This is a genomic window from Streptomyces sp. DSM 116793, assembly GCF_057320905.1.
Window position 1 is genome coordinate 8,626,034 of the sequence record NZ_CM170494.1, and the last position, 23,358, is coordinate 8,649,391.

At 72.3% G+C, this 23,358-nt stretch carries 17 protein-coding genes; 10 read left to right on the forward strand and 7 right to left on the reverse strand.

The window, feature by feature from the left end; translation table 11 throughout:
* Window positions 1-13: 13 nt before the first annotated feature.
* Entirely contained in the window at window positions 14-1,636 is a 1,623-nt protein-coding gene (locus ACSMXW_RS34100; RefSeq protein ID WP_485802069.1) for an alpha/beta fold hydrolase, read from the reverse strand.
* Window positions 1,637-1,956: 320 nt separating this feature from the next.
* On the opposite strand from ACSMXW_RS34100, the gene ACSMXW_RS34105 reads away from it, so the two are divergent.
* From ACSMXW_RS34105 to ACSMXW_RS34150, 10 genes are all read left to right on the forward strand, one after another.
* Window positions 1,957-3,294, forward strand: a complete 1,338-nt coding sequence (locus tag ACSMXW_RS34105) for a beta-ketoacyl-[acyl-carrier-protein] synthase family protein (RefSeq protein WP_485802071.1) — start codon at window positions 1,957-1,959, stop codon at window positions 3,292-3,294.
* Between the two features lie 2 nt (window positions 3,295-3,296).
* On the forward strand, window positions 3,297-4,598 hold the full coding sequence (locus ACSMXW_RS34110; RefSeq protein WP_485808480.1) for a ketosynthase chain-length factor: 1,302 nt from the start codon (window positions 3,297-3,299) through the stop codon (window positions 4,596-4,598).
* A gap of 187 nt (window positions 4,599-4,785) precedes the next feature.
* Window positions 4,786-5,049: an acyl carrier protein gene (locus ACSMXW_RS34115; protein WP_485802072.1), complete on the forward strand. Its 264-nt coding sequence runs from the start codon at window positions 4,786-4,788 to the stop codon at window positions 5,047-5,049.
* A 158-nt stretch (window positions 5,050-5,207) separates the two neighbouring features.
* Window positions 5,208-5,993 (forward strand): 3-oxoacyl-ACP reductase FabG, encoded by a 786-nt coding sequence (fabG, locus tag ACSMXW_RS34120; RefSeq protein ID WP_485802074.1) that lies wholly within the window; start codon window positions 5,208-5,210, stop codon window positions 5,991-5,993.
* Window positions 5,994-6,054: 61 nt separating this feature from the next.
* A complete protein-coding gene (locus ACSMXW_RS34125) occupies window positions 6,055-7,008 on the forward strand; it encodes an aromatase/cyclase (protein ID WP_485802075.1) in 954 nt (317 codons plus the stop codon).
* 217 nt (window positions 7,009-7,225) lie between these two features.
* Window positions 7,226-8,206, forward strand: coding sequence for an ACP S-malonyltransferase (fabD, locus tag ACSMXW_RS34130; protein ID WP_485802076.1), 981 nt, complete (start codon window positions 7,226-7,228; stop codon window positions 8,204-8,206).
* Window positions 8,207-8,325: 119 nt separating this feature from the next.
* Window positions 8,326-9,963 carry an acyl-CoA carboxylase subunit beta gene (locus ACSMXW_RS34135; protein WP_485802077.1) on the forward strand — a complete coding sequence of 546 codons (1,638 nt, stop codon included), beginning with the start codon at window positions 8,326-8,328 and terminating at the stop codon, window positions 9,961-9,963.
* 20 nt (window positions 9,964-9,983) lie between these two features.
* The gene (locus tag ACSMXW_RS34140; protein WP_485802079.1) at window positions 9,984-10,169 is read left to right on the forward strand and encodes an acyl-CoA carboxylase epsilon subunit; all 186 of its coding nucleotides are present in this window, start codon (window positions 9,984-9,986) and stop codon (window positions 10,167-10,169) included.
* Between the two features lie 72 nt (window positions 10,170-10,241).
* Window positions 10,242-11,099 carry an alpha/beta hydrolase gene (locus ACSMXW_RS34145; protein WP_485802081.1) on the forward strand — a complete coding sequence of 286 codons (858 nt, stop codon included), beginning with the start codon at window positions 10,242-10,244 and terminating at the stop codon, window positions 11,097-11,099.
* A gap of 357 nt (window positions 11,100-11,456) precedes the next feature.
* A complete protein-coding gene (locus ACSMXW_RS34150) occupies window positions 11,457-12,635 on the forward strand; it encodes a cytochrome P450 (protein ID WP_485802083.1) in 1,179 nt (392 codons plus the stop codon).
* A gap of 133 nt (window positions 12,636-12,768) precedes the next feature.
* Here the strand turns inward: ACSMXW_RS34150 and ACSMXW_RS34155 are convergent, their stop codons facing one another.
* From ACSMXW_RS34155 to ACSMXW_RS34180, 6 genes are all read right to left on the reverse strand, one after another.
* Window positions 12,769-16,122, reverse strand: coding sequence for a glycoside hydrolase family 3 C-terminal domain-containing protein (locus ACSMXW_RS34155; RefSeq protein ID WP_485802085.1), 3,354 nt, complete (start codon window positions 16,120-16,122; stop codon window positions 12,769-12,771).
* 111 nt (window positions 16,123-16,233) lie between these two features.
* The gene (gene yicI / locus ACSMXW_RS34160) at window positions 16,234-18,543 is read right to left on the reverse strand and encodes an alpha-xylosidase (protein WP_485802087.1); all 2,310 of its coding nucleotides are present in this window, start codon (window positions 18,541-18,543) and stop codon (window positions 16,234-16,236) included.
* 16 nt (window positions 18,544-18,559) lie between these two features.
* Window positions 18,560-19,441: a carbohydrate ABC transporter permease gene (locus ACSMXW_RS34165; RefSeq protein ID WP_485802089.1), complete on the reverse strand. Its 882-nt coding sequence runs from the start codon at window positions 19,439-19,441 to the stop codon at window positions 18,560-18,562.
* A 6-nt stretch (window positions 19,442-19,447) separates the two neighbouring features.
* Window positions 19,448-20,407 (reverse strand): carbohydrate ABC transporter permease, encoded by a 960-nt coding sequence (locus ACSMXW_RS34170; RefSeq protein ID WP_485802091.1) that lies wholly within the window; start codon window positions 20,405-20,407, stop codon window positions 19,448-19,450.
* Window positions 20,408-20,420: 13 nt separating this feature from the next.
* Window positions 20,421-21,650 carry an extracellular solute-binding protein gene (locus tag ACSMXW_RS34175; protein ID WP_485802093.1) on the reverse strand — a complete coding sequence of 410 codons (1,230 nt, stop codon included), beginning with the start codon at window positions 21,648-21,650 and terminating at the stop codon, window positions 20,421-20,423.
* 214 nt (window positions 21,651-21,864) lie between these two features.
* Window positions 21,865-22,959 carry a LacI family DNA-binding transcriptional regulator gene (locus ACSMXW_RS34180; RefSeq protein ID WP_485802095.1) on the reverse strand — a complete coding sequence of 365 codons (1,095 nt, stop codon included), beginning with the start codon at window positions 22,957-22,959 and terminating at the stop codon, window positions 21,865-21,867.
* Window positions 22,960-23,358 lie beyond the last annotated feature (399 nt).

Consider the following 23,358-nt stretch of genomic DNA (forward strand, 5'->3'; position numbering starts at 1 on the left):
CGAGGGAAAGGGGTCAGCCGCCGGTGGCGCCGAGGTGATCGGACATCCAGTCGCAGAACCGGGGGATGAAGTCACCGAAGTAGTTGGTGGCCACGTGGCGTTCGCCGGGGTAGCGGATCAGCTCCGTCTCCCCCTCCGCCCACTCCAGCATGCGCTCGCACGACTCGATCGGGATGATCGTGTCGAGCTCTCCGTGGATGGCGAGCAGGGGCATCCGCAGCGGCGGGAGGCCGCGGAGGTTCAGGGAGGTCTCCGCGAGCTCCGCCATGGCGCCGTCGTCCGGCACGTCGAAGACGAACCGGAAGTCCTCCCGCACCATGGAGTTGATGCTCGCGTAGGTGTCGTGGTCGAAGCCGCCGGAGAGGTTGACGCACGCCCGGAACCCGGGCACGGCCGCGGCGGCCCGTGCCGCGAGGTAGCCGCCGAAACTCACCCCGAAGATCCCCACCCGGTCCCCGTCCACCTCCGGAAAGCGCACGGCCTCGTCCCGCACCGCCGCCACCACGCGTTCGAACTCGACCGGCATCGGCACCCGGCCGATGTTCACGCCCTGCCCCGGACCGTCGAAGACCACGGCGCCCATGCCGCGCGCCACGAGTTCCCGGGCGAAGGCGTACAGCTCGACCTCCTTGGCGGAGTCCAGGCCGTTGACCAGCACCACGCACGGCCACGGCCCCTCGCCGGCGGGCAGCACCACGTAACCCGGCACCTCGACTCCGTCGCAGACGACGCCGAAGGGGCGCACCACCTCGGACATGTACGGCATTCCGCGTTCGAAGACCTCGGTGACCTGGGCCCGGCTGCGCCGCTTGACCTCCGCTTCCTCGAAGTAGAAGAACTCGGCGTAGTGGTGGCAGGCGGCGGCCTTGCGGCCCGCGACGCGGGCGGTCTCCCGGTGGCCGGCGTCGAGGGCCTCGGCGGCACGCTGCTCGTAGTGCACGCCCAGCGCCGACCACCGGCGGTGCCAGTCGGACCAGTCCGTGTGCGTGCTCTCCTTGCGCAGGTCCTTGAGGACCATCGTGATGTCGCCCCAGTCGAGGCCGGCCAGACCGAGCCGGCTGAAGAACAGCTCGCAGTTCTCGAACGTCTCGGGTGAGATGCCGTTGCCCGCGTTCCTCGGCCCCCACGCGTCGCGCAGCCCGTCGGCCGTCACGGCGCCGCCGACGGTGTGACGGTCGGTCTCCAGCCACCGCTTGAGCGCGGCCAGCACGGCATCGGTGGTACGGGACATGGTGTCGGCGAGCTCGGCCGTGCCGGCGGCGTCGCTGTCCCGCGGGACGAAGGTGTGCACGATCTCCAGTCGGGCGTTGCCTTCGGCCGCTTCCACGCGCCAGCTTCCCTCCATCTCGGCGATCGCCGGCGGCAGCGAGATCATCCGGAAGTCGATGCGGTGGTGCTCCGGGCGGTACCAGCGGTGCGAACGCACCGTGTTGACGCCGAGCTCGTTCGAGACCGTCATGTCCATCACCACCTCGTTCGCGCCGACCTCGGTGCGGCGCACCTCCAGGGTGGTGGGGAAGATCTGCGGCCAGTGCTCGATGTCGGTGCAGGAGTTCCAGACGTCCTCCACGGGGACGCCGATGACGGTGGCGTTGACGACGGAGGTCTTCTCCGCGGTCGGCGTGTGCGTGCTCATGAGGTCCTCACATCGCGTCGGTGGCTGGGGCGGGCCGGATGCCCGCATCCGGCCCGGATGGGCGCCGAAACGGCGGTAACCGGAAGCAAACAGGCCCCGCTCAAGGTCCGCTCAAAGCGATGCGGTGCCTGGTCACGGGGCGCGCCCGTGAGGAGGCCGGATGCCGCGTGCGGCGCATTTGAGTCGTCCTTGAGGCGGCGTCGAGAACGTCGAAGCACCTGGTACGGCCCCTGTGCCGGCGGTCTCCCGACGCCTTTGGCCCGCGCCGACTCCCCGCGTACGGCCGTGCCGCGCCCCCCTTTTCAGAAAGGCAGACCGACATGTCAGCGACTGACCCCGCCTCCGGCGCCGGCCGCGCCGCGCGGCCCGATCGGGCGCCATCGGCCCCTCGCCGCGTGGTCATCACCGGCATCGGCGTCACGGCGCCCGGCGGCACGGGCACCAAGGCGTTCTGGGACTGCATCACCTCCGGCCGTACCGCGACCTCCCGCATCTCCTTCTTCGACCCGTCCCCGTACCGGTCCCAGATCGCCGCCGAGTGCACCTTCGACCCGGCCCGGGCAGGCCTGACACCCCGCGAGACCCGGCGCATGGACCGGGCCACACAGCTCGCGGTCGTCACGGCCCGGGAGGCGGCTCAGGACAGCGGCCTCGACTTCGCGGGCTTCGACCGGACGCGCGCCGGAGTCACCATCGGCAGCGCGGTGGGCGCCACCATGGGCCTGGAGGAGGAGTACGTCGTACTGAGCGACAGCGGTCGTACGTGGCTGGTCGACAGCGCCTACGGAGTGCCGCACCTGTACGGCCACTTCGTGCCCAGCAGCATCGCGGCCGAGGTCGCCTGGGCCGTGGACGCGGAGGGCCCGACCGCCGTCGTCTCCGCCGGCTGCACCTCCGGTCTTGACTCCGTCGGCCACGCCCGCGAACTCGTCGCCGAGGGCACCGCCGATGTCATGGTCGCCGGCGCCACCGACGCCCCGATCTCCCCGATCGCGGTGGCCTGCTTCGACGCCATCAAGGCCACCAGCCCCCGTAACGACGACGCCGAGCACGCCTCCCGGCCCTTCGACGCCAGCCGGAACGGCTTCGTACTCGGGGAGGGCGCCGCCGTCTTCGTGCTGGAGGAGTACGAGCACGCACGCCGCCGGGACGCTCACATCTACGCGGAGCTGTCCGGCTTCGCCTCCCGGTGCAACGCCTTCCACATGACGGGGCTGCGCCCCGACGGACGGGAGATGGCCGTCGCCATCGACACGGCCCTGGACGAGGCCCGGCTCGACGCGGACCGGGTGGACTACGTCAACGCCCACGGCTCGGGCACCAAGCAGAACGACCGCCACGAGACCGCCGCCTTCAAGCGCAGCCTCGGCCACCACGCCTACGAGGTGCCCGTCAGCTCCATCAAGTCGATGATCGGGCACTCCCTGGGCGCGATCGGCTCCATCGAGATCGCCGCGAGCGCGCTGGCCATCGAGCACGGGGTGGTGCCGCCCACGGCCAACCTGCATACCCCCGATCCCGACTGCGACCTGGACTACGTGCCGAGGACCGCCCGCGAACAGCGACTGGACACGGTGCTCACCGTCGGCAGCGGCTTCGGCGGGTTCCAGAGCGCCATGGTGCTCACCCGCGCCACCAAGAGGCCGGTGGCGGCATGACCATGAACACCGCACGGAGGACGACACCGGGGACGACACTCGGGACGACGCCGGCGCTCGCGCGCGAGCCGCGGGAGAGCGCGGCCGAGGACGTGGTGTTCACCGGTCTCGGCGTGGTCGCGCCGAACGGCCTGGGCACCGAGGCGTACTGGACGGCGACGGTGAAGGGCATCAGCGGCATCGACCGGATCAGCCGCTATGACCCGAGTCGCTACCCCTCGCCGCTCGCCGGCGAGGTCGAGACGTTCACCGCGGCCGACCACCTGTCCAACCGGCTGCTCCCGCAGACCGACCGGATGACGCAGATGGCGCTCGTCGCCTCGGACTGGGCCCTGCGGGACGCCGGCATCGATCCGGCGGCGGAGCCGGAGTTCGACATGGGAGTGGTGACCGCCAGCGCGTCCGGCGGCTTCGAGTTCGCGCAGCACGAGCTGCAGAAGCTGTGGAGCAAAGGCCCCGAGTACGTCAGCGCGTACCAGTCCTTCGCCTGGTTCTACGCCGTCAACACCGGCCAGATCTCCATCCGGCACGGCATGCGCGGCCCCAGCGGAGTGCTGGTGACCGAGCAGGCGGGCGGACTGGACGCCCTCGGCCACGCGCGTCGGACCGCGCGCCGGGGCACGGGGCTGCTCGTCTCCGGCGGTATGGACGCCTCCCTCTCCCCCTGGGGGCTGGTCTCCCAGATCACCAGCGGACGTCTCAGCCGGTGCGCGGACCCCGAGCGGGCTTACGCCCCCTTCGGCGCCTCGGCCGCGGGCCACGTCCCCGGCGAGGGCGGCGCCCTGCTCGTCCTGGAGCGGGAGTCCCGGGCCCGGGAGCGCGGCGCCCGCCGCTACGGAACGCTGGCCGGCTACGCCGCGACCTTCGACCCCGCCCCGGGCACCGGTCGTCAGCCGGGACTCGGCCGGGCCATCCGACTCGCCCTCCGCGACGCCGCGGTGGACCCGTCCGAGGTCGACGTCGTCTTCGCCGACGCCGCCGGCACACGGGACCTCGACCGGGCCGAGGCGGAGGCGCTGGCCGACGTGTTCGGCCCGTACGGCGTCCCCGTCACCGCGCCCAAGACGATGACCGGACGCCTGTACTCCGGCGCCGCCTCCCTCGATGTGGCCACGGCGCTGCTCGCCATGCGGGACGGGCTCGTCCCCCCGACCCTGGGCGTCGCGGAGCAGGCGGAGGACTGCCCGGTCAGCCTGGTCCGCCACACCGCGCGGGAGATGTCCGTGCGCACCGCCCTGGTGGTCGCCCGGGGCCACGGCGGCTTCAACGCCGCGGTGGTCCTGCGCGCCCCCGGCACCCCCTGAAGGGTCCTGGGACCGCCGCTCCGGCTCGACCGGGACAACCGGCGACGGGGCCCGGGGAGCCGGCGGCCGACGACCAGGAACCAGAACCGACAGCCGACAGCCGAGAACCGAGAACCGACAGCCGAGAACCGACAGCCGCGAACTGAGAACCGAGAACCGAGAAGACCGACAACGAGGAGAGAGCCCCGTGCCGACTCACGAACTGACTCTGACCGACCTGACCCGCATCCTCCGGGAGGCCGCCGGCGAGGACGAGAGCATCACCCTGGACGGTGACGTGCTGGACACGCCGTTCGCCGACCTCGGCTACGACTCGCTCGCCCTGCTGGAGGTGGCCAGCAGGGTCGAGCGCGAGGCGGGCGTCTCGCTCGACGACGACGCCGCAGCCATCGCCGAGACCCCGCGCTCGTTCCTGGCCCTCGTCAACGGGCGCATCCCGGCCGGGGCCTGAGCCGTCCCTGCCCGCCGGCGTGCCCCGGACCGCCCGGCGGGTCCCGAACCCGTCCACTCCCACCACCCACCCCCGTTCCACCCCCGCTCCACGACGAAGCGGCCTGAACAGCCGACAGAGCCAGAACAGCCGACAGAGGAAGCAGAGGTACGCACACCATGGGATACGAGGACACGGACGTGGCGGTCGTCACCGGTGGCACCAGCGGCATCGGTCTCGCGGTCACCGAGAACCTGGCCACCTCGGGCGCGAAGGTTTTCATCTGCGCACGGAACGCCGACGAGCTCGCCGTCACCGTCAAGGAGCTGCGCGAGCGCGGCCTGGAGGTGGACGGGACGACGTGCGACGTCCGCTCCCGCGACGAGGTGCGCGCCTTCGTCCGGGCCGCCGTGGACCGCTACGGCACCGTCGACGCCCTCGTCAACAACGCGGGCCGCAGCGGTGGCGGGGTCACCGCGGACATCGACGACGACACCTGGTACGACGTCATCGACACCAACCTCAACAGCGTCTTCCTGATGACGCGCGAGGTCCTGACCACCGGCGGCCTCCGCGACAAGTCCCGTGGCCGCATCGTCAACATCGCCTCGACCGGCGGCAAGCAGGGCGTGGTTCTGGGCGCGCCCTACTCGGCGTCCAAGCACGGCGTCGTCGGGTTCACCAAGGCACTGGGCCGGGAGCTGGCGAAGACCGGGATCACGGTCAACGCCGTCTGCCCCGGCTACGTGGAGACGCCGATGGCGCAGCGCGTTCGCGGCAACTACGCGCGGATCTGGGACACCGACGAGCAGACCGTGCTGGAGAGCTTCGAGTCGAAGATCCCGCTCGGCCGCTACACCACCCCTGAGGAGGTGGCCGGGATGGTCGCCTACCTGTTGTCGGACCCGGCGGCGTCCGTGACCGCCCAGGCACTGAACGTGTGCGGTGGCCTCGGCAACTACTGATCCCCGGTCACGCCAGCCCCCTCCCCGGCCCTCTCCTCCTACGGCTAAGGACATGCGAACCATGAACGACCTGCACGACGCACGGCACACCATCACGGTGGCAGCCGCACCGGAGACGGTGTACGAACTGCTCGCGGACACCACCCGGTGGCCCGTCGGCTTCCGCCCCACGGTCCACGTGGAGCAGCTCGAACGGGACGCCTCGTCGGAGCGCATCCGCATCTGGGCGGTCGCCGGCGAACAGGTCAAGAGCTGGACCTCGCGGCGCGAACTCGACCCGGAGCGCCTGCGCATCGGCTTCCGGCAGGAGGTCTCACAGCCCCCGATCGCCGCGATGTCCGGCGCCTGGGTCCTCCACCCCCGTACGGACGGGGGGACCGAGGTCGTGCTGGAACACGCCTACCGCGCGGTCGACGACGACCCGGAGTACCTTTCCTGGATCGATGAGGTCACCGACCGCAACAGCCGTGCCGAACTGGCGAACCTGAAGGCCCTGGCCGAGCAGGCGACCGACCGCTCCGAGCTGTGGCTGACCTTCGAGGACACGGTCGTCGTGGCGGGCGGGCCCGGCGACGCCTACGACTTCCTGTACCGGGCCGACCGGTGGCCCGACCGGCTGCCGCACGTCTCCCATATGGCCCTGACGGAGGACGAACCGGGCGTGCAGGTCATGGAGATGGACACCATCACGGCGGACGGCGCCGGCCACACCACCAAGTCGGTGCGCATCTGCTTCACCGACGACCGCATCGTCTACAAGCAGACCGTCGTGCCGCCGCTGATGACGGCGCACACCGGCGTCTGGAGCCTGAAGACGGTGCCCGAGGGGGTGGCGGTGACCTCCCGGCACACGGTGGCGATCCGCCCGGAGGCCGTGCCGGACGTCCTCGGCGCGGGTGCGACGCTCGCCGACGCCCGCGAGTTCGCCCGGTCGGCGCTCAGCGGCAACAGCCGGATCACGCTGGAACACGCCAAGTCCTTCGCCGAGTCCGGCGCGGCCCCCTCGCGCGTCTGAGGACCCGAGGCCGCCGCCGTGACCTCGGCGGGACCGGCGGCGGCGTCGTTCGTATGGGGGCCCGCGCGCGGGGGAGCGGGCGCTCCCCGCACCCGCCTCCGCCGGGGCACCCCCCGATCCCCTCGCGGCCTGCCCCCCCGTATGCCCCGCCGCCGTTCCCGCCCCCCGGCTCGCCCCCGCCCGCCCTGCGGGCACCATCTGAAAGGACCCGATCGCCATGGCCCGTACCGCCTTCCTCTTCCCCGGTCAGGGCTCCCAACGCGTCGGCATGGGACGCCACCTGCTCGCCGACCGGCCCGACCTGCTCGACACCTACTACAGGAGGGCCGACGAGGTGCTCGGCTTCCCCCTGTCCCGACTGTGCTGGGAGGGTCCCTCCGAGACGCTGCGCGAAACGGCCGTCACCCAGCCCGCGCTCTTCCTCACCAGCGTGGCCACGCTGGACGTCCTCCGTGGCCACGGCGTCGTCCCGGACGTCGTGGCCGGCCACAGCCTGGGCGAGTACGCGGCGCTGGTCTGCGCGGACGTGCTCGACTGGACCGACGCCCTGCGGCTGGTGCGGTTGCGCGGAGAGCTCATGCAGGCCGTCAACGCGCGCCTGACCGGCAAGATGGCGGCCGTACTGGGCCTCGGCCTGCCGGCCGTCGAGCGGATCTGCGCCGCAGCGGCCTCGGCCACCGGCCAGGTCGTCGAGGTCGCCAATGACAACGCGCCCGGCCAGGTCGTCGTTTCCGGGCAGGCCACCGCCGTGGAGGCGGCCATGGAACGCGCCCGTGCCGCCGGCAGCAGGCGTGTCGTCACCCTCGGGGTCGGCGCCCCCTTCCACTGCTCCCTCATGCGGGAGATCGAGGACGAGTTCGCCGCCGCCCTGGCGGAGGTGCCGTTCCGCGCGCCGCGGATGCCGGTGGTCTCCAGCGTCACCGCGGAACGGGTGGACAGCGCCGGAGAGGCCACCTGCTACCTGCGCAGGCAGCTCGCCGGCCGGGTGCGGTGGACCGGCGCGGTGCGGCGCCTCGGCTCGGTGGACCGCTTCGTCGAGGTCGGTCCGGGGCGGGTGCTCGGCGGCCTCGCCGGTCGCATCGCCCCGGCGGCGCGCATCGACCACACCCACGACGCGGACGCCCTCTCCCGCACCGTCGGCCCGCCGGCCGACCCCGTCGTCCCCGCCGACAGGACCCCGGTGCACAGCCCGGCCTGACCGCCACCCGCCCCGCACCGCTCACAGGGGGCCGGCGCACAAGCGGCACCGCGCGGCGCGCGCGATCCGCCGCGCCGCGCACGTCCGGCCCGCAAGCAGCGTCCAGAGAGTGAGGCACCATGACCACCGCCGAACAGACCACCACGGAGATCACCGAGCAACCCACCGGGACGCCACTGCGGCTCGTGCCCGAGTCCCCGCGAGAGCCGACGCTGCGCGACCGGCTCACCGAACTCGGCGCCCTCAAGGAGTCCACCCGGCAGGGCCCCGACCCGGCCGCCACGGAGCGTCAGCACGCCAAGGGCAAGCTCACCGCCCACGAGCGGATCGACCTGCTGGTGGACGAGGGGTCGTTCACGGAGGTGGAGGCGCTGCGCCGGCACCGCGCCACCGGGTTCGGACTGGAGCGCCGACGCCCGCACTCCGACGGAGTCGTGACCGGTTGGGGCACCGTGTACGGCCGCACCGTCTTCGTCTACGCGCACGACTTCCGGATCTTCGGCGGATCACTGGGCGAGGCGCACGCCGAGAAGATCCAGAAGCTGATGGACATGGCGGAGGCGGCCGGTGCGCCCCTGGTGTCACTCAACGACGGCGCCGGCGCCCGCATCCAGGAGGGCGTCAGCGCCCTCGCCGGCTACGGCGGCATCTTCCAGCGCAACACCCGCTTCTCGGGCGTCATCCCGCAGATCAGCGTCATACTCGGCCCCTGCGCCGGCGGCGCCGCCTACTCGCCCGCGCTCACCGACTTTGTCTTCATGGTGCGGGACACCGCGCAGATGTTCATCACCGGTCCGGACATCGTCCAGGCCGTCACCGGGGAAGAGGTGACCCACGCCGGCCTCGGGGGCGCCGACGTGCACGCCACGACCTCCGGCGTGGCACACCTCGCCTACGACGACGAGGAGACCTGCCTGGAGGACGTCCGCTTCCTGCTCTCCCTGCTGCCCGCCAACAACCGCGAACTGCCGCCCGTCGCCGAGTGCGACGATCCCGCCGAACGGCCCACCGAGGCCCTGCTCGACCTGGTGCCTCCGGACCCCAACCAGGCGTACGACATGCGTGCGGTGATCGAGGAGACCGTCGACGACGGCGAGTTCTTCGAGGTGCACCCCACCTGGGCGACGAACGTCATCTGCGCCCTGGCCCGGCTCGACGGCCACGTCGTCGGCCTGGTCGCGAACCAGCCCTTGTCCATGGCGGGCGTCCTGGACATCGAGGCGTCCGAGAAGGCCGCACGCTTCGTGCAGTTCTGCGACGCCTTCAACGTCCCCCTCGTGACGCTCGTCGACGTCCCCGGGTTCCTGCCCGGTGTCGACCAGGAGCACGGCGGCATCATCCGGCACGGCGCCAAACTGCTCCACGCGTACTGCAACGCCACCGTGCCACGGATCTCCCTCGTCCTGCGCAAGGCGTACGGCGGCGCGTACATCGTGATGGACTCGCTCTCCATCGGCGCCGACCTGTCGCTCGCCTGGCCGACCAACGAGATCGCGGTGATGGGCGCCGAGGGCGCCGCCAAGGTCGTGTTCCGCCGCGAGATCGCCGCGGCCGACGATCCCGACGCGGTACGGGAGCAGAAGATCAAGGAGTACAGGACCGAGCTCATGCACCCGTACTACGCGGCCGAGCGCGGCCTGGTGGACGACGTCATCGATCCGCGCGAGACCCGCTCCGCACTCGTCCGCTCGCTGGCGATGCTACGCGGGAAGCACGCGGACCTGCCGTCGCGCAAGCACGCCAATGCCCCGATCTGACACAGAGCACGAGGAGCACAGTGAACGAGGTACGTGTCGTCGCCGGGAAGCCGACCGACGAGGAGCTCGCCGCGGTCCTGGCGGTCCTGCTCGCCACGGCGGGACGCCCCGCCACCGCACCGGACACTCCGGCCGGGCACCCGGCGCGGGCCGACTGGAACACGGACGGACACCACGTGGCCGGCTCCTGGAAGACGGGCCCGTGACCGAATCCCACACCAAGGAGGCTCCGTGCCCTCCGGCGCCGCCCTCTGCGACCTCAAGGACTGACCTCAGCCATGACCCGGCTCACCGCCTCTCCCGGCGTGCGGGAGACCACCCTCGACGCGGGCGGCATCACCCTGTCCGGCCTGCTCAGCGAACCCGTGGCGGCGCCACCCCGCGCCGTCGTGGTGGCCGTCCACGGCGGCGGCATGCGCGCCGGCTACTTCGACGGCCAGGCCCACCCCGGTCTTTCGCTGCTGACCCTCGGCGCCCGTCTGGGGTTCGCCGTGCTGGCCCTGGACCGGCCCGGCTACGGACTGTCGGCCTCGCGACTGGCTCGCGGCCAGTCGCTGGCCGAACAGTCCACGACGCTGCACGCCGCGCTGGCCTGGTTCGCCCGCCGGCACCCGGTGGGGGCGGGTTTCTTCGTCACGGCGCACTCCTACGGCGGCAAGCTCGCCCTGACCGCCGCCGCCGACATGGGCGACCGGCTGATCGGGCTGGACGTCTCGGGCTGCGGCCACCAGTACGCGGTGACACCCCGCGAGCCGTCCGACAGAGGGGCATCGGCACGCTGGCGCCTGAACTGGGGGCCGCCCCGCCTCTACCCGCCCGGCACCTTCCTGAGCTGCCGGCCGCTGCTGGCGCCCATGCCCGAGCGGGAGCGGGAGGAGGCCTCGCACTGGCCGGAGATGTTCCCCGGCGTCGCCGCGCGCGTACGCGTACCCGTACGCCTCACGTTCGCCGAGCACGAGCGGTGGTGGCGGCACGACGAGGCAGCCGTGGCCGAGCTGACCCGCATGCTGTCCGGCACCCGCGTTCTCGTCGACCACCAACCCGAGGCAGGCCACAACATCAGCCTCGGTTGGTCCGCCCGCTCCTACCACCTCCGAGCGCTCGCCTTCCTGGAGGAGTGCCTGGCCCGCCGGTGAGCCACGCCCCCGACGACATGAGCCGTGAGGCGGTGATGCCCTTCGCCGGCCGGAACGTGACCCAACCGGCGTCCCCGTCGGCGTCCATGGCCCCACCCGCACCCGTCGACTCGCCCGGCCCCCATGACCCCGCCTGCCCCCGTGCTCCCGCCTGCTCCCGTGCTCCCGCCTGCTCCCGGGTCCTCACCCGGTCCCCGCCCGCCCGGCCGCCCCACCGTTCCCGCCCGGCGGGTCGGGACGGTGCCGTCGTGGCGGGCCCGCGCCCGACGGCACCACGCAGACCCGGCGGCCCCCGCCCTCACGGCGATTGATAGCGTCGGCCGTGGTAGCTCCCCCCCCATACCGGACAAGGCCGCGATGAGCGTCGTCGATTCCTTCCCGCTCGGTGCCGCGACCACGCTCACCGAGCTCACCGGGGACCCGCACCCGCGACTGGCGTCGCTCCGCGCGCACGAGCCCGTCTCCTGGCTGCCCGAACTGGGCGGCTGGCTGGTGACCCGGCACGACCTCGCGACGAGCGTGATGCGTGACTCCGTGACCTTCACCGTCGAGGACCCCCGGTTCTCCACCGCGCAGGTCATCGGGCCGAGCATGCTCTCCACGGACGGCGACCGGCACGCCCGTCATCGTGAGCCCTTCAACGCTCCTTTCCGTCCTCGGGCGGTGCGCCACTCCTTCACCACGTTCATCGAGGAGGAGGCCGACCGGCTGATCTCCGCACTGGAACCGGCGGGCGGCGCCGAACTGCGGCGTGCCGTCGCCGGACCGCTGTCGGTCGCCGTCGTCACCCGGGCTCTGGGACTTGAGGGCACGACCACGGACACGGTGCTGTCCTGGTACGACGCCATCGTGCGGTCGGTATCGGAGATCACCGCGGGGCACGCGGCGGGGGCTGCCGGTGCCGGCGCGTACGCCCGGCTACGGACCGCCGTGGAGACCACCGTCGCCGACCAGGGCGGTTCCTCGCTCGTCGGCTCCGCCGCCGAGTCGCTTGCCGTTCCCGAGGTGGCGTCCAACGCCGCGGTCCTGATGTTCGGAGGCATCGAGACCACCGAGGCGATGATCATCAATGCCCTGCTGCACCTGCTGGCACGGGAGGACCAGCTCGCCCTCGTCCGTGCCGATGCGGCTTTCCTGGACGGCGCGATCGAGGAATCGCTGCGCCTGGAACCGGGCGCGGCCTTCGTGGACCGGTACGCCACCCGCGACGTCGCCCTGGGCCCGGCCACGGTCCGCGAGGGTGACCTGGTCACCGTCTCCCTGGCGGGCGCCAACCGGGACCCGGCCGTCTTCCCCGACCCCGACCGGTTCGACGCCCGTCGCGAGAACGTCCGTCTCCACCTGGGCTTCGCCTACGGCCCGCACTACTGCCTCGGTGTGCACCTCGCCCGCCTGGAGGCGCGCATCGCCCTCCAGCACCTGCTCGAACGCCTCCCCTCCCTCCGTCTCGACCCGGCTCGCCCCACCACCCCACGCGGTCTGGTCTTCCGCAAGCCCGCCGCCCTCCACGTGCTGTGGGGGCGAGGTCCTGCCTGATCGCCGGGAGCGCTGGTCGCCCACGGCAGTCAGTGCCGCCGGCGGGCCGTCCGAGCACGGCCCGCCGCCGCGGAGCCCCCCCCGCGAGGACGGGCACGGCGGCGGCCGCACCCCCCGCCCTGCCGCTGATCCCTCAGCCGTCCGTGGTGAGCCGCAGCGTGTCCAGGTAGCTGCCCGGTTCGGTGAACACCAGGTAGAGCGACCGCGGGCCCCGGTCGCCCGGCGCGGGCCGCAGTGTGGTCCGCGCGGTGCGGAAGTCCTGCAGCCCGCCCGTCGGCGCGAACGTCACCGTGCCCAGCAGCGGTCCGTCGGGCGCGTCGGCGTGCACGCGCACGGCGGGGCTGCGCACCTTCGCCCAGGGCGCGGTGGTCGTGGCCACCCGCAGCTCGATGCCGCGTGCCGTGCGCAGGTCGACCCGTGTGAAGCCGATGTGGTCGCCCGCCCGGCGTGAGGCCACCGAGTGGTAGCCGCCGCGGCGCGCGAAGGTGTTCTCCTTCGACACCTCCCAGTGCGTGATGCCGGGGCTGCTGACCGTGTAGTGCTCCCACGCGTTGTGCGCCGGGCCCGACAGGTCGAGGGTGCCGATCGTGTGCCCGTCGATCCGGACCGTGCCGCGCAGCCTGACGTCGTCGGACGCCGCTCCCACCATGACCTCGTAACGGCCGTCCTCGACCACGGTCGTGCCGCTCACCGGGTCCCACACGGCCAGGTCCGCCGGGTCGATCCGCACCCGGACCGTGCGGGTCTCGCCGGCCCGTACGCCCTTCACGCGCCGGAACCCCGCGAGCTGCTTGCTGGGCACGTTCGCCCCGTACGCCGAGTCGAGCGACCGCACGTACACCTGGACCACCTCGTCGCTGCGCGTGCGGCCCGAGTTGGTGAGCCGCAGCGACACCGTGAACGGGTCACGGGACCCCGTCCTGCCGGGCAGCGACAGATTCCCGTACCGGAACGTGGTGTACGTCAGGCCGTGCCCGAAGGCGTAGGTGTACGGCGCGGTCGAGTAGCGGTACGTGAGCCGTGCCGCCAGCTGGTCGTACTGGAGCATGTCGACGGTGTACTGCGGCTCGTGGCCGTCGGCGTCGGCCGTCATCCTGGGCAGCGACGACTCGTCCCGCAGCCACGTCCCACTCAGCCGCCCGGCCGGCGCGTAGCGGCCGAACAGCACGTCGGCGAGCGCGGTGCCCGCCGCCTGGCCCGCGTGCGACGAGTAGAGGACCGCCGCGACGTCGGGGTCGTCCTGGATCTCCTGCACGGCGTACGGGTAACTGCTCACGATCACGACGACGGTGCGTCCCGGACGGGCGGCGGCGGTCGCGCGCACCAGTTCGAGCTGCCGCGGCGGCAGGGCGAGGCCGGGCCGGTCCTGGCTCTCGCGGGCGTTCACGCGGACGTTGTTGCCGATGACGACGACGGCGTAGTCGCCGGAGCGGGCCAGCGCGGCCGCCGTCTCGGCACCGCGTTCCAGGACGACCTCGCCGAACTCGGCCGTCGCCCGCAGGGCGTCGTCGCCGGAGTGGAACGCGTCGTGGGTGAGGGACGGCACGAGCCGGTGGTCCCCGCCGGGCTCCGCCCGCACGTACCGGCCGGTGGGGAACCGCCGGTAGAACTGGTCGTCCTGGATGTAGTCCACACCGTAGAGCGACCGGGTGCCGTTCTGGTTGCGGGGATAGTGCCAGTTCGTGTTGGTGTTCCACTGCGCGTCGCCGTCCGGCATGGTCGCCTGCGAGGTGCGCAGCTCGGTCGCCGAGCCCACGGTGTCCTGGTCGGTGTCGACGTACGCGCCGGTCGCCACGCTGCGGAAGAACTGCTGGTCGTAGCCCCAGTCGTAGATGCGGAACGCCTGCTCGGGGCCGATCCAGCCGCCCGGGACGGCGTAACCGTCCGTCACCCTCCGGGCCGACGGGGTGAACGCGGCGGTCATCGGCCCGTCGCCGGTCCCCGCCGTGACGTACGTGCCGTACGCGGCGGACCGCCAGGCGACGACGTCGGTGCCGGTGGTGAACCGCACCCTGTCGGCGCCGAGCTCGGCGGTGATGCCCGCCAGCGGTGTGACCCGCTCGGCGTCCGGCGGCGCGGGGCTGTAGTAGTCCCGCAGGTTGACGTCGGCGAGCGGGCCGACCACCGCCACGCTCCGCGTCGTCGAGGGGTCCAGCGGCAGCAGCCCGTGGTCGTTCTTCAGCAGTACCACCTGCTCGCGCGCGGCGAGCAGCGCGAGTCGTCTGCTGCTCTTGCTCCTCTGCGGCTCGGAGTCCGGCGGCACCGTGCGCACGGTGTACGGGCTGGCGTCCCCGTCCAGCGCGCCGCTGCGGATCTGGTACGCGAGCCAGTCCCGCACCACCCGGTCGACGTCCGTCACCGACGCGCCGAGGACACCCCGCGCGACGGCGTCACGGGCGTACGCGTCCGGGGTGAAACCGGCGCCGTTGCCGTCGGAGAAGTTCGACATGCCCGAGTGGAGAAGCAGCGCGCCCGTGGTGGCCCGGTTCGTCGCGTCGTCGGACGGATCGGGGCTGAGGCCCGCCGTGTACGAGACGTCGGCGCCGTCGGGCACCCGGAGGGGGAACACGTACGGCGCGCCCTTGGTGTGGTAGACGTTGAACTCGTCCCAGGCGTCCGAGACGAACATGAAGCTGCCGGGCGCCCACTCGTCCCTGACCTGCTCAAGGATCGGGTTCATGTTGCCCGGGACGCCGTTGACCAGGTTGTACGACACCATCGCGCCGAGCACGGCCCCCGCCACCACGGGCATCCGGTAGCTAACGATGTTGAACTCGTGCAGCGCCCGCGCGCTCATGCTGCTGCTGGAACGGGCCCTGTTCCACTCGTGGTTGTAGGCGAAGAAGTGCTTCATCTCCGGCTTCGCCAGGATGTAGAGGGGATGGCGGCCCTTGATGCCGAACGCGTACGCGGTGCCCAGCGTCCCGCACAGGAACGGGTCCTCGCCGTAGCCCTCCTCGTAGCGGCCCGCGAGCGGGTTGCTGCGGACGTCCGCCACCGGGGCCCAGGCACGCAGGTTCGCCGGGTTCCTCGCTCGTACCTCGGTGCCCACCACCCGGCCCATGGCCTCGACGAGTTCCGTGTCCCAGGTGGAGCCGAAGCCGATGGCCTGCGGGAACATCGTCGCGTTCGGCACCTGGCCGGAGCCGTGCAGGCCCTCGACGCCCGCGCTGCCGCGGGCCGGCAGCTCATAGCCGTCCGCCAGGGTCATGGCCGGGAGTCCGGTGAGGCAGGAGAGCTTCTGTTCGTCGGTGAGCTGGGCGAGGAGCGCGTCGACACGCCGGTCGAGCGGCAGCGAGGTGTCGAGGTAGTCGGCGACGGCCTGCTCGGCCGCGGACGCGGCCGAGTCGGTGGCGGTGGCGGTGGCGTGCTGTGCGGGCAGGGCGAACACGAGGCCGCCCGTGCCCGCGGCGAGGACGCCGAGGAGGGCGCGGCGGCGCAGACCGCCGTCCTGGGGTGCGTCGCCGGTCTGCGGGTGCTGGGTCATGGTGACTGTCCTCCGTTGGGGAAGTACCTCTGCTCCATGCCGATCGAATCGATTCACCGAGGCCCGGCGCACGGCCCCGCGCACGGCCCCGCGCACGGGGCCTCGGTGGGCTCAGGACAGGGACGCGGTCAGCCGGTGCGTGCCCGCCGCGCAGCTCCACAGCGCGCCCAGCGGGTCGGACACGGCCTCGCCGGTCGGTGCCGCGCCCACGAGCAGAACCCGCCAGGGCAGGTCGCTGTCCGTTTCGACCGTCACCGCGTCGCCCGCGCGCCGGACGGTGAACACCGCGGCCGGTGTCCCGTCGCGGGACGGGACCGTGGTGACGGCCCGCGAACCGTCGGCGGGGGAGTGCACCCTGAGGGTCACCCCGTCCGCCCAGTCGTACGCGGGGCGGACGTCGACCGCGCCGAACGGCACGACGGACCCGGGCCTCGCCAGCAGCGGCAGCGTGTCGAAGCCGTGGGTCTCCTGACGCCAGCAGGGCCCGGTGATCCGCTCCCCGGTGAGGACGTTGGTCCACGTGCCGGCCGGAACGTAGTACTCGACCGAGCCGTCCTCGCTGAACACCGGCGCCACCAGGAGGTCGTCGCCGAGCATGTACTGCCGGTCCAGCGTCCGGCAGGCCGGGTCGTCGGGGAACTCCAGCACCATGGCGCGCATGGCCGGGGTACCGTGCTCCCTCGCCTGGACGGCCGTCCCGTACAGGTAGGGCATCAGGCGGTGCTTGAGGCGGGTGAACGCGCGGGTGACCTCGACCGCCTCCGCGCCGTAGTCCCACGGCACCCGGTACGACTTCGACCCGTGCAGCCTGCTGTGCGAGGAGAGCAGTCCGAACTGCACCCAGCGCGTGAACAGCGCGGGCGTCGGCGTCCCCTCGAACCCTCCGATGTCGTGGCTCCAGAAGCCGAAGCCGGACAGGCCGAGCGACAGGCCGCCGCGCAGCGACTCCGCCATCGCCTCGAACGTCGACTCGCAGTCGCCGCCCCAGTGCACCGGCAGCCGCTGCCCGCCCGCGGTGGCGGAACGGGCGAAGACCACCGCCTCGCCCTCACCCCGCTCCCGGCGCAGCAGGTCGAAGACGGTCTCGTTGTACAACTGCGTGTAGTAGTTGTGCATGCGCTCCGGATCCGAGCCGTCGTGCCAGGCCACGTCGAGAGGCACCCGCTCGCCGAAGTCCGTCTTGAAGCAGTCCACGCCCGTCTCGAGCAGCACCTTCAGCTGGTCCGCGTACCAGGTCCTGGCCTCCGGGTTGGTGAAGTCCACCAGCGCCATGCCGGCCTGCCAGCGGTCCCACTGCCACACGTCGCCGTCCGGCCTGCGCAGCAGGTAGCCCCGTGCCATCCCCTCCGCGAACAGGCGGGACTTCTGCGCGATGTACGGGTTGATCCACACGCAGACCTTCAGGCCCCGCTCCCGCAGCCGGGCCAGCATGCCGGCGGGATCGGGGAAGACGTCCGGGTTCCAGACGAAGTCGCTCCACTGGTAGGCGCGCATCCAGAAGCAGTCGAAATGGAAGACGCTCAGGGGGATCCCCGCGTCCGTCATCCCGTCGACGAAGCGGTTCACCGTCGCCTCGTCGTAGTCGGTGGTGAACGACGTCGACAGCCACAGGCCGAAGGACCAGTCCGGGGGGAGCGCCGGCCGCCCGGTGAGCGCGGTGTACCGCGCGAGCACCTCCTTCGGCGTCGGACCGTGGACGACGTAGAACTCCAGCGACTGGTCCTCGACACTGAACTGGACCTCCCCGACGGCCTCGGACCCCACCTCGTAGGAGACCCGCCCGGGATGGTTCACGAACACGCCGTAGCCCCGGCTGGAGAGGTGGAACGGCACGTTCTTGTAGGCCTGCTCGCTGCTGGTGCCCCCGTCCGCCTGCCAGATGTCCACGCTCTGCCCGTTCTTGACGAACGGTGTGAACCGCTCACCGAGGCCGTACACCTGCTCACCGACGGCCAGTGTGTGCCGGCCGACCATGAAGTGCCGGCCCTCGGCGTCCTCCACGTAGCCGGTGCCGTGCGTCCCGAGCGAGGTGAGGGTCCGCCCCGCGGCGCCGAAGTCGAGCCGCCACTCGTCCGCGGTGTCGACGGTCAGCGTCAGCTCGCCCGAGCGGAGCACGAGCGTGGAGCCCTCCCGGACGGCCGTCGCATGACCGCCGTCGCCGGCGGACGCGAGGGCGAACCGAGGGCCACGGGGGGCCCGTCCCGCGTGGTGGGTGGTGCGGACGCCGATCACGCCCTCGGCGGGGGAGAAGCACTCGACCGTCAGGAGCGGTGCGTTGAGCGTGTCCCCCCGGTGCCTGACCCTGCCGACCGGCGCGTACAGCGTGAACCGGTCCTCGGCGACGACGGCGTCGGCGACCGAGGACGCATGGTGCGCGCTCACCCCGGGACGCATCAGCCAGTAGCCGTCGGTGAACTTCATCAGTGCTCCCAACTGTTCACTTGACCGAGCCACCGGTGATGCCGGCGGCGACGTACTTCTGGGCCAGCACCAGAAGGATCGCGGCGGGGACCGCGGACACCACGGCGGTGGCCATGACCGCGCCCCAGTCGCTGACGTGGGCGCCGATGTACTCGTACATGCTCAGCGTGATCGGCTTGACGTCGTCGGTGGTGTTCAGCGTCAGTGCGAACATGAAGTCCGACCAGGCGAACAGGAACGTGAACAGGCCCGACGTGATGAGGGCGTTGCGGCTCATGGGCAGCACGATCCGGACGAACGAGGTGAACCGGTTCGCGCCGTCCACCAGCGACGCCTCCACCACCTCGCGCGGGATCGACACCATGAAGGCGCGCAGCAGCACCAGCGAGAACGGCAGCCCCAGCGACGCGTCCGCGAGGATCAGCCCCAGCAGCGAGTTCACCAGGTGCAGGTCGACGTACGCGCTGTAGAGGGCGTTGGCAATGACGATGCCCGGCACCATCTGCGTGATGAGCGTGCCGAACACGATGATCCGGCTGCCGCGCAGGCCGAACTGGGCGAGTCCGTACGCGGCGGGGGCCGCGAGCGCCAGGCACACGACCACAGCGCCGAGCGCGACGATCAGGCTGGTGCCCAGCGAGCCGCCCTGACTGCTCAGCGCGCGCCGGAAGTTGTCCCAGCCGGGCGACACCGGGAACCAGTCGACGGCGGCCAGGCTCTCACCGGGCTGGAGCGCGATGTTGAGCATCCAGTACAGCGGGAACAGCAGGACGACCAGGATGGCCACGGCGATGGCCGTGTTGAGGGCGCGGGGCGTTCCCCGGGTCCCGCGCCCGGGCCGCCGGGCGCCGGCCCGGGCGGGTGCCGGACGGGACGTCCGCGTCGAGGGTGACGACATGGCAGCTCACTTCCCCCGGCCGAAGTCGGCCCTGTTGGCTCGGAGGTACAGCACGGCGAAGACCGCGCTCACCAGGATCAGGATGTCGCCCACCACGGCGCCCTGGCCGAAGTCGAGCTGCTGGAACGACAGTTGGTACGTGACGGTGCCCAGCGTCTGGGTGGAGTCGGCGGGACCGCCCGCCGTCAGCGCGAGGATCAGGTCGAGGATCTTCACGGTCGACATGAAGCCCAGGACGAGCACCACGGTGACCACGGGCCGCAGCAGCGGCAGGGTCACGCTGCGGAACGCCCGCCAGGCGCCCGCTCCGTCCAGCGCCGCCGCCTCGTACAGGTCCCGCGGTATCTCCTGCAGACCGCCGTAGAGGATCACCATGTTGAACGGGATGCCGATCCAGACGTTGACCAGGATCGCGGAGAGCAGCGCGACGCCCGGGCTGCTCAGCCACGGCACCGGCGACGACGTCAGGTGCAGGTCGGTGAGGAGGGTGTTGACCACCCCGGTCTCCTGGTCGAGCAGCTTGCGCCACACGATGGACGTGACGACCATCGGCACCAGCCACGGCAGCAGCAGCACCGCGCGGGCGAAGCCGGAGAGCCGGAAGCGCCGGGAGAAGAAGACGGCGAGAGAGAGGCCGATGACGAACTGGCCGAGCAGCGATCCCGCGGTGAACACCAGGGTGTGCCAGAGCGAGCCGGTGAAGAGCGGGTTCGCGAAGACGGCCCGCCAGTTGTCCAAGCCGTTGAACGGCGACTGCCCGGTGAAGTACGTGCTCGGTGTGTAGTGCTGGAAGCTCATGACGATGTTGCGCACGAGCGGGTAGCCGAAGAAGGCCAGCATGTACAGGACGGCGGGCGCGACGAAGCACCAGCGCAGCAGGTGGGCGCGGCGCCCGCTGGTTCCCGTGGTGCGCGCGGACGCGGATCCGGGGACCGCGGTGGTGGCGCCGGCGGCGGTGATGGTCATGGCTGCTCTCTCCTCACTCGCCGGCCGCGGCCCGCGTCTGGGCCTGCCTGAGGGCCGCCCGCGGGGACGCCCGTCCCGTCAGCACGGACTGGAAGGCGCCCGACAGCGCGTCGGAGACGACGGGCCAGCGGGAGCCGACCCGGTCGGTGCGGGACCTGGCGGTCGTGACCTCGTCGGCGAAGGCCGCGAGCTTCGGGTTCTGCGCCTTGTACTGCCGCGCCGCCGCCGCCACCGTCGGCACGTTGTTGACCGACTCGCCCCACGCCACCTGGTTCCGCTGCCGGTTGAGACAGTTGATGATCTTCGCCGCGGTGTGCTGCCTGCCCGTGTCGCCGGTCTGCGGGATCGTCATCACCGTCCCGCCGATCGGCGGCACCGGCGGCATCCCGGCCCGGGGCACCGGGATCGGCGCGACGGCCCAGTGCAGGTCCTTGTGCTGGCTCAGCACCGGCACCTGCCACGGACCGTTGATCATCATGGCCGCGCGTCCCGCGATGAACTGGTCGTTCACGTCCTGCTGGTTCCAGGTGACCACCGCCCGTGACGCGGACTTCCGGGTCACCAGGTCCTTCCACAGCTGGAGCGCGGGTGCGCCCTTCCCGTCGTCGAGGTGCGCCTCGTCGCCGCCCGTCGACCAGAAGAACGGCAGGAACTGGTAGACGCCGTCGGCGTCCGGCGTCGCGCTGAACGCCATCCCGAACGTGGACCCGTGGGTGAGCTTCTTCGCCGTGTCCTTCAGCTCGGCCCAGGTCGTCGGCGGCCGGAGGCCCGCCCGCTTCAGCAGGTCGGTGTTGTAGATCAGCGCCAGTGAATTGACCGCCCTGGCCACGCCGTACTGCGTGCCCCGGAAACTCCCCATCGTCACGGCGCTCTTCGACATCCCCGAGACGTCGACGCCGGCCTTCCGCACCGGTACGAGGCCGCCGGTGTCGGCGAACTGGGGCACCTCGGAGCCGTCGAGCTCCAGGATGTCGGTCAGCGAGTGGGACGAGGCCATCCGCAGGGCCTTGGACACCACCTGGTCGGCGGGGACGCTGGTCTGCCTGACCTTGATCCCGAGCGGTCTCGCGCACCGGTCGAAGAACTTCTGTTCCTTGTCGTGTTCCAGGGTGTCCGTCGCGGAGTTGAGCACCGTGATGGTGCCGGGGTCGGGGACGCTCGCGCATCCCGTCAGCGCGGTCGCCGCCAGGGCGGCGGCGGAAAGGGTGGCCATCGCCGTGCGGCGACGACGACTCACGTGCATGGTCGTGGGCACTCCTTCGGTCTACGGCTCTGTGAGAACGCGGAGGGCACCCGGGTCGAAGGTCTGTCGAATCGATTCGACTGGGTGACGCCGCGATGCTAGGCGCTTGTTGGGGCGGCGACAATAGGTCGGCGGAAGCGCTTGGCGGGGGAGCGGCAGTGGGGTGGGCGGAGGCGCTTGGCGGGGGACTCGGCGTCGCGGGGCGGAGGGCCGGTCAGGCGCGCGGTGGCGTCAGCGGCACGGCGCCCGGGAGCAGTTCGGGTGCGACGAGCAGGTGCCGTGCCATGTCCGCCGGGGGCCGCGCGCCGGGCCCGCCGGCTCCGCGCTGCTCCCGGAGCGCCTCGGCGGCCGCCACCGCCAGCCGTGTCACCTCGTCCGCGAGAGTCCTGACCGGCAGTTCGATCCGCGAAAGACCGCTGCTCGACGGATCCTCCGGCAGCGTGCCGATGACCACCATCGTCAGGTCGTCCGGCACCCGCAGGCCCGTCGCCGACGGCATCGACGCGAGGATGTGGTGGTGTGCCGACGGATGCTGCACCACCAGGGCGGTCGGCCCACCGGGGCGCCGGGCCGCACCGTCGCTGGCCAGCAGGGTCCGCAGGCGGCGCGCGAGCCCCGCCGGGTCGTCCAGCGAGTGCGCCACCTCGACGGCGCACCCGGTCTCCGCGGCACCCCTGCGCGCGCCCGCGATGCCGCGCAACGCGTAGCTGCGTCGCGCCCGCACCTCCGCCTCGGTCGGCGCCAGGTACACCAGCGCACGGTGCCCTGCCGCGGAGAGGGTCCGCACGGTGCGCGCCGCGGCCTCCTCCCAGTCCAGGTCCGTCCACGGCAGCGCGTCCTCGTCGGCCGGCCGGCCGATCAGCGCCGCGGGGAAGCCCACCTCGCGCACCACGTCGATGCGGGCGTCCTCCATGTCGACGGCCATCAGCACCGCCGCGTCCGCAAGCCCGCTCAGCGCGACCCGGCGCAGCCCCTCGGCCTTGTCCCGGTTGGTCGTCAGCAGGAGGTCGAAGCCCAGGCCGTTGGCCGCATCGCTCAGCTCGATGGCGAACCTGCCGTCCACCGAGTGCTGGAGCCCCGCCCTGCGGGGCAGGGCCAGGGCGATCACCCGGGTACGGCTGCTCCGCAGTGTCCGCGCGCTGGCACGCGGGTGGTAACCGAGTGCCTCCACGGCCTCCTGCACGCGGCGGCGCGTCTCCTGGGAGATGGACCGCGACCCGTTGAGCACGTACGAGACGGTGCTCGGAGCGACCGCCGCCCGCTGGGCGACGTCCCTGATGGTGGCCATCCTGGGGCCCTTCGACGACACGATCGGCCATGCTATCGAACGCTCGGTCGGGCCCACCGCCGAGCTGTGCTGTGCTGTGCGGGTACACCTGTCCGTACCGGCGGGGACCGTATCGCCGTGGTGTCGGTGGACGGCATCGGGGCCGGCGGTGGGACCTCGATGTGGTCGCGGATCCGCTCGACGGACGGACCACGCTCCGGGCACTCACGGCGGAGCCGGCCCGGACGGCCACGCTTCCCACCGTGCGGCCGGACGGCACCTGCATGGGCGCCGACCTCGCGGACGAGAATCGGGAAGCGCGTCGGCGCTCCGGGCGCACCGCTGGTACGTGCTCACCCACGCATATCGTGGCCGTCGCCGGACCCGCCGACCGTTAGGGGTGGTGAGCCGGGCGTGCAGGGCGCGCGGTGAGGGGCGTGC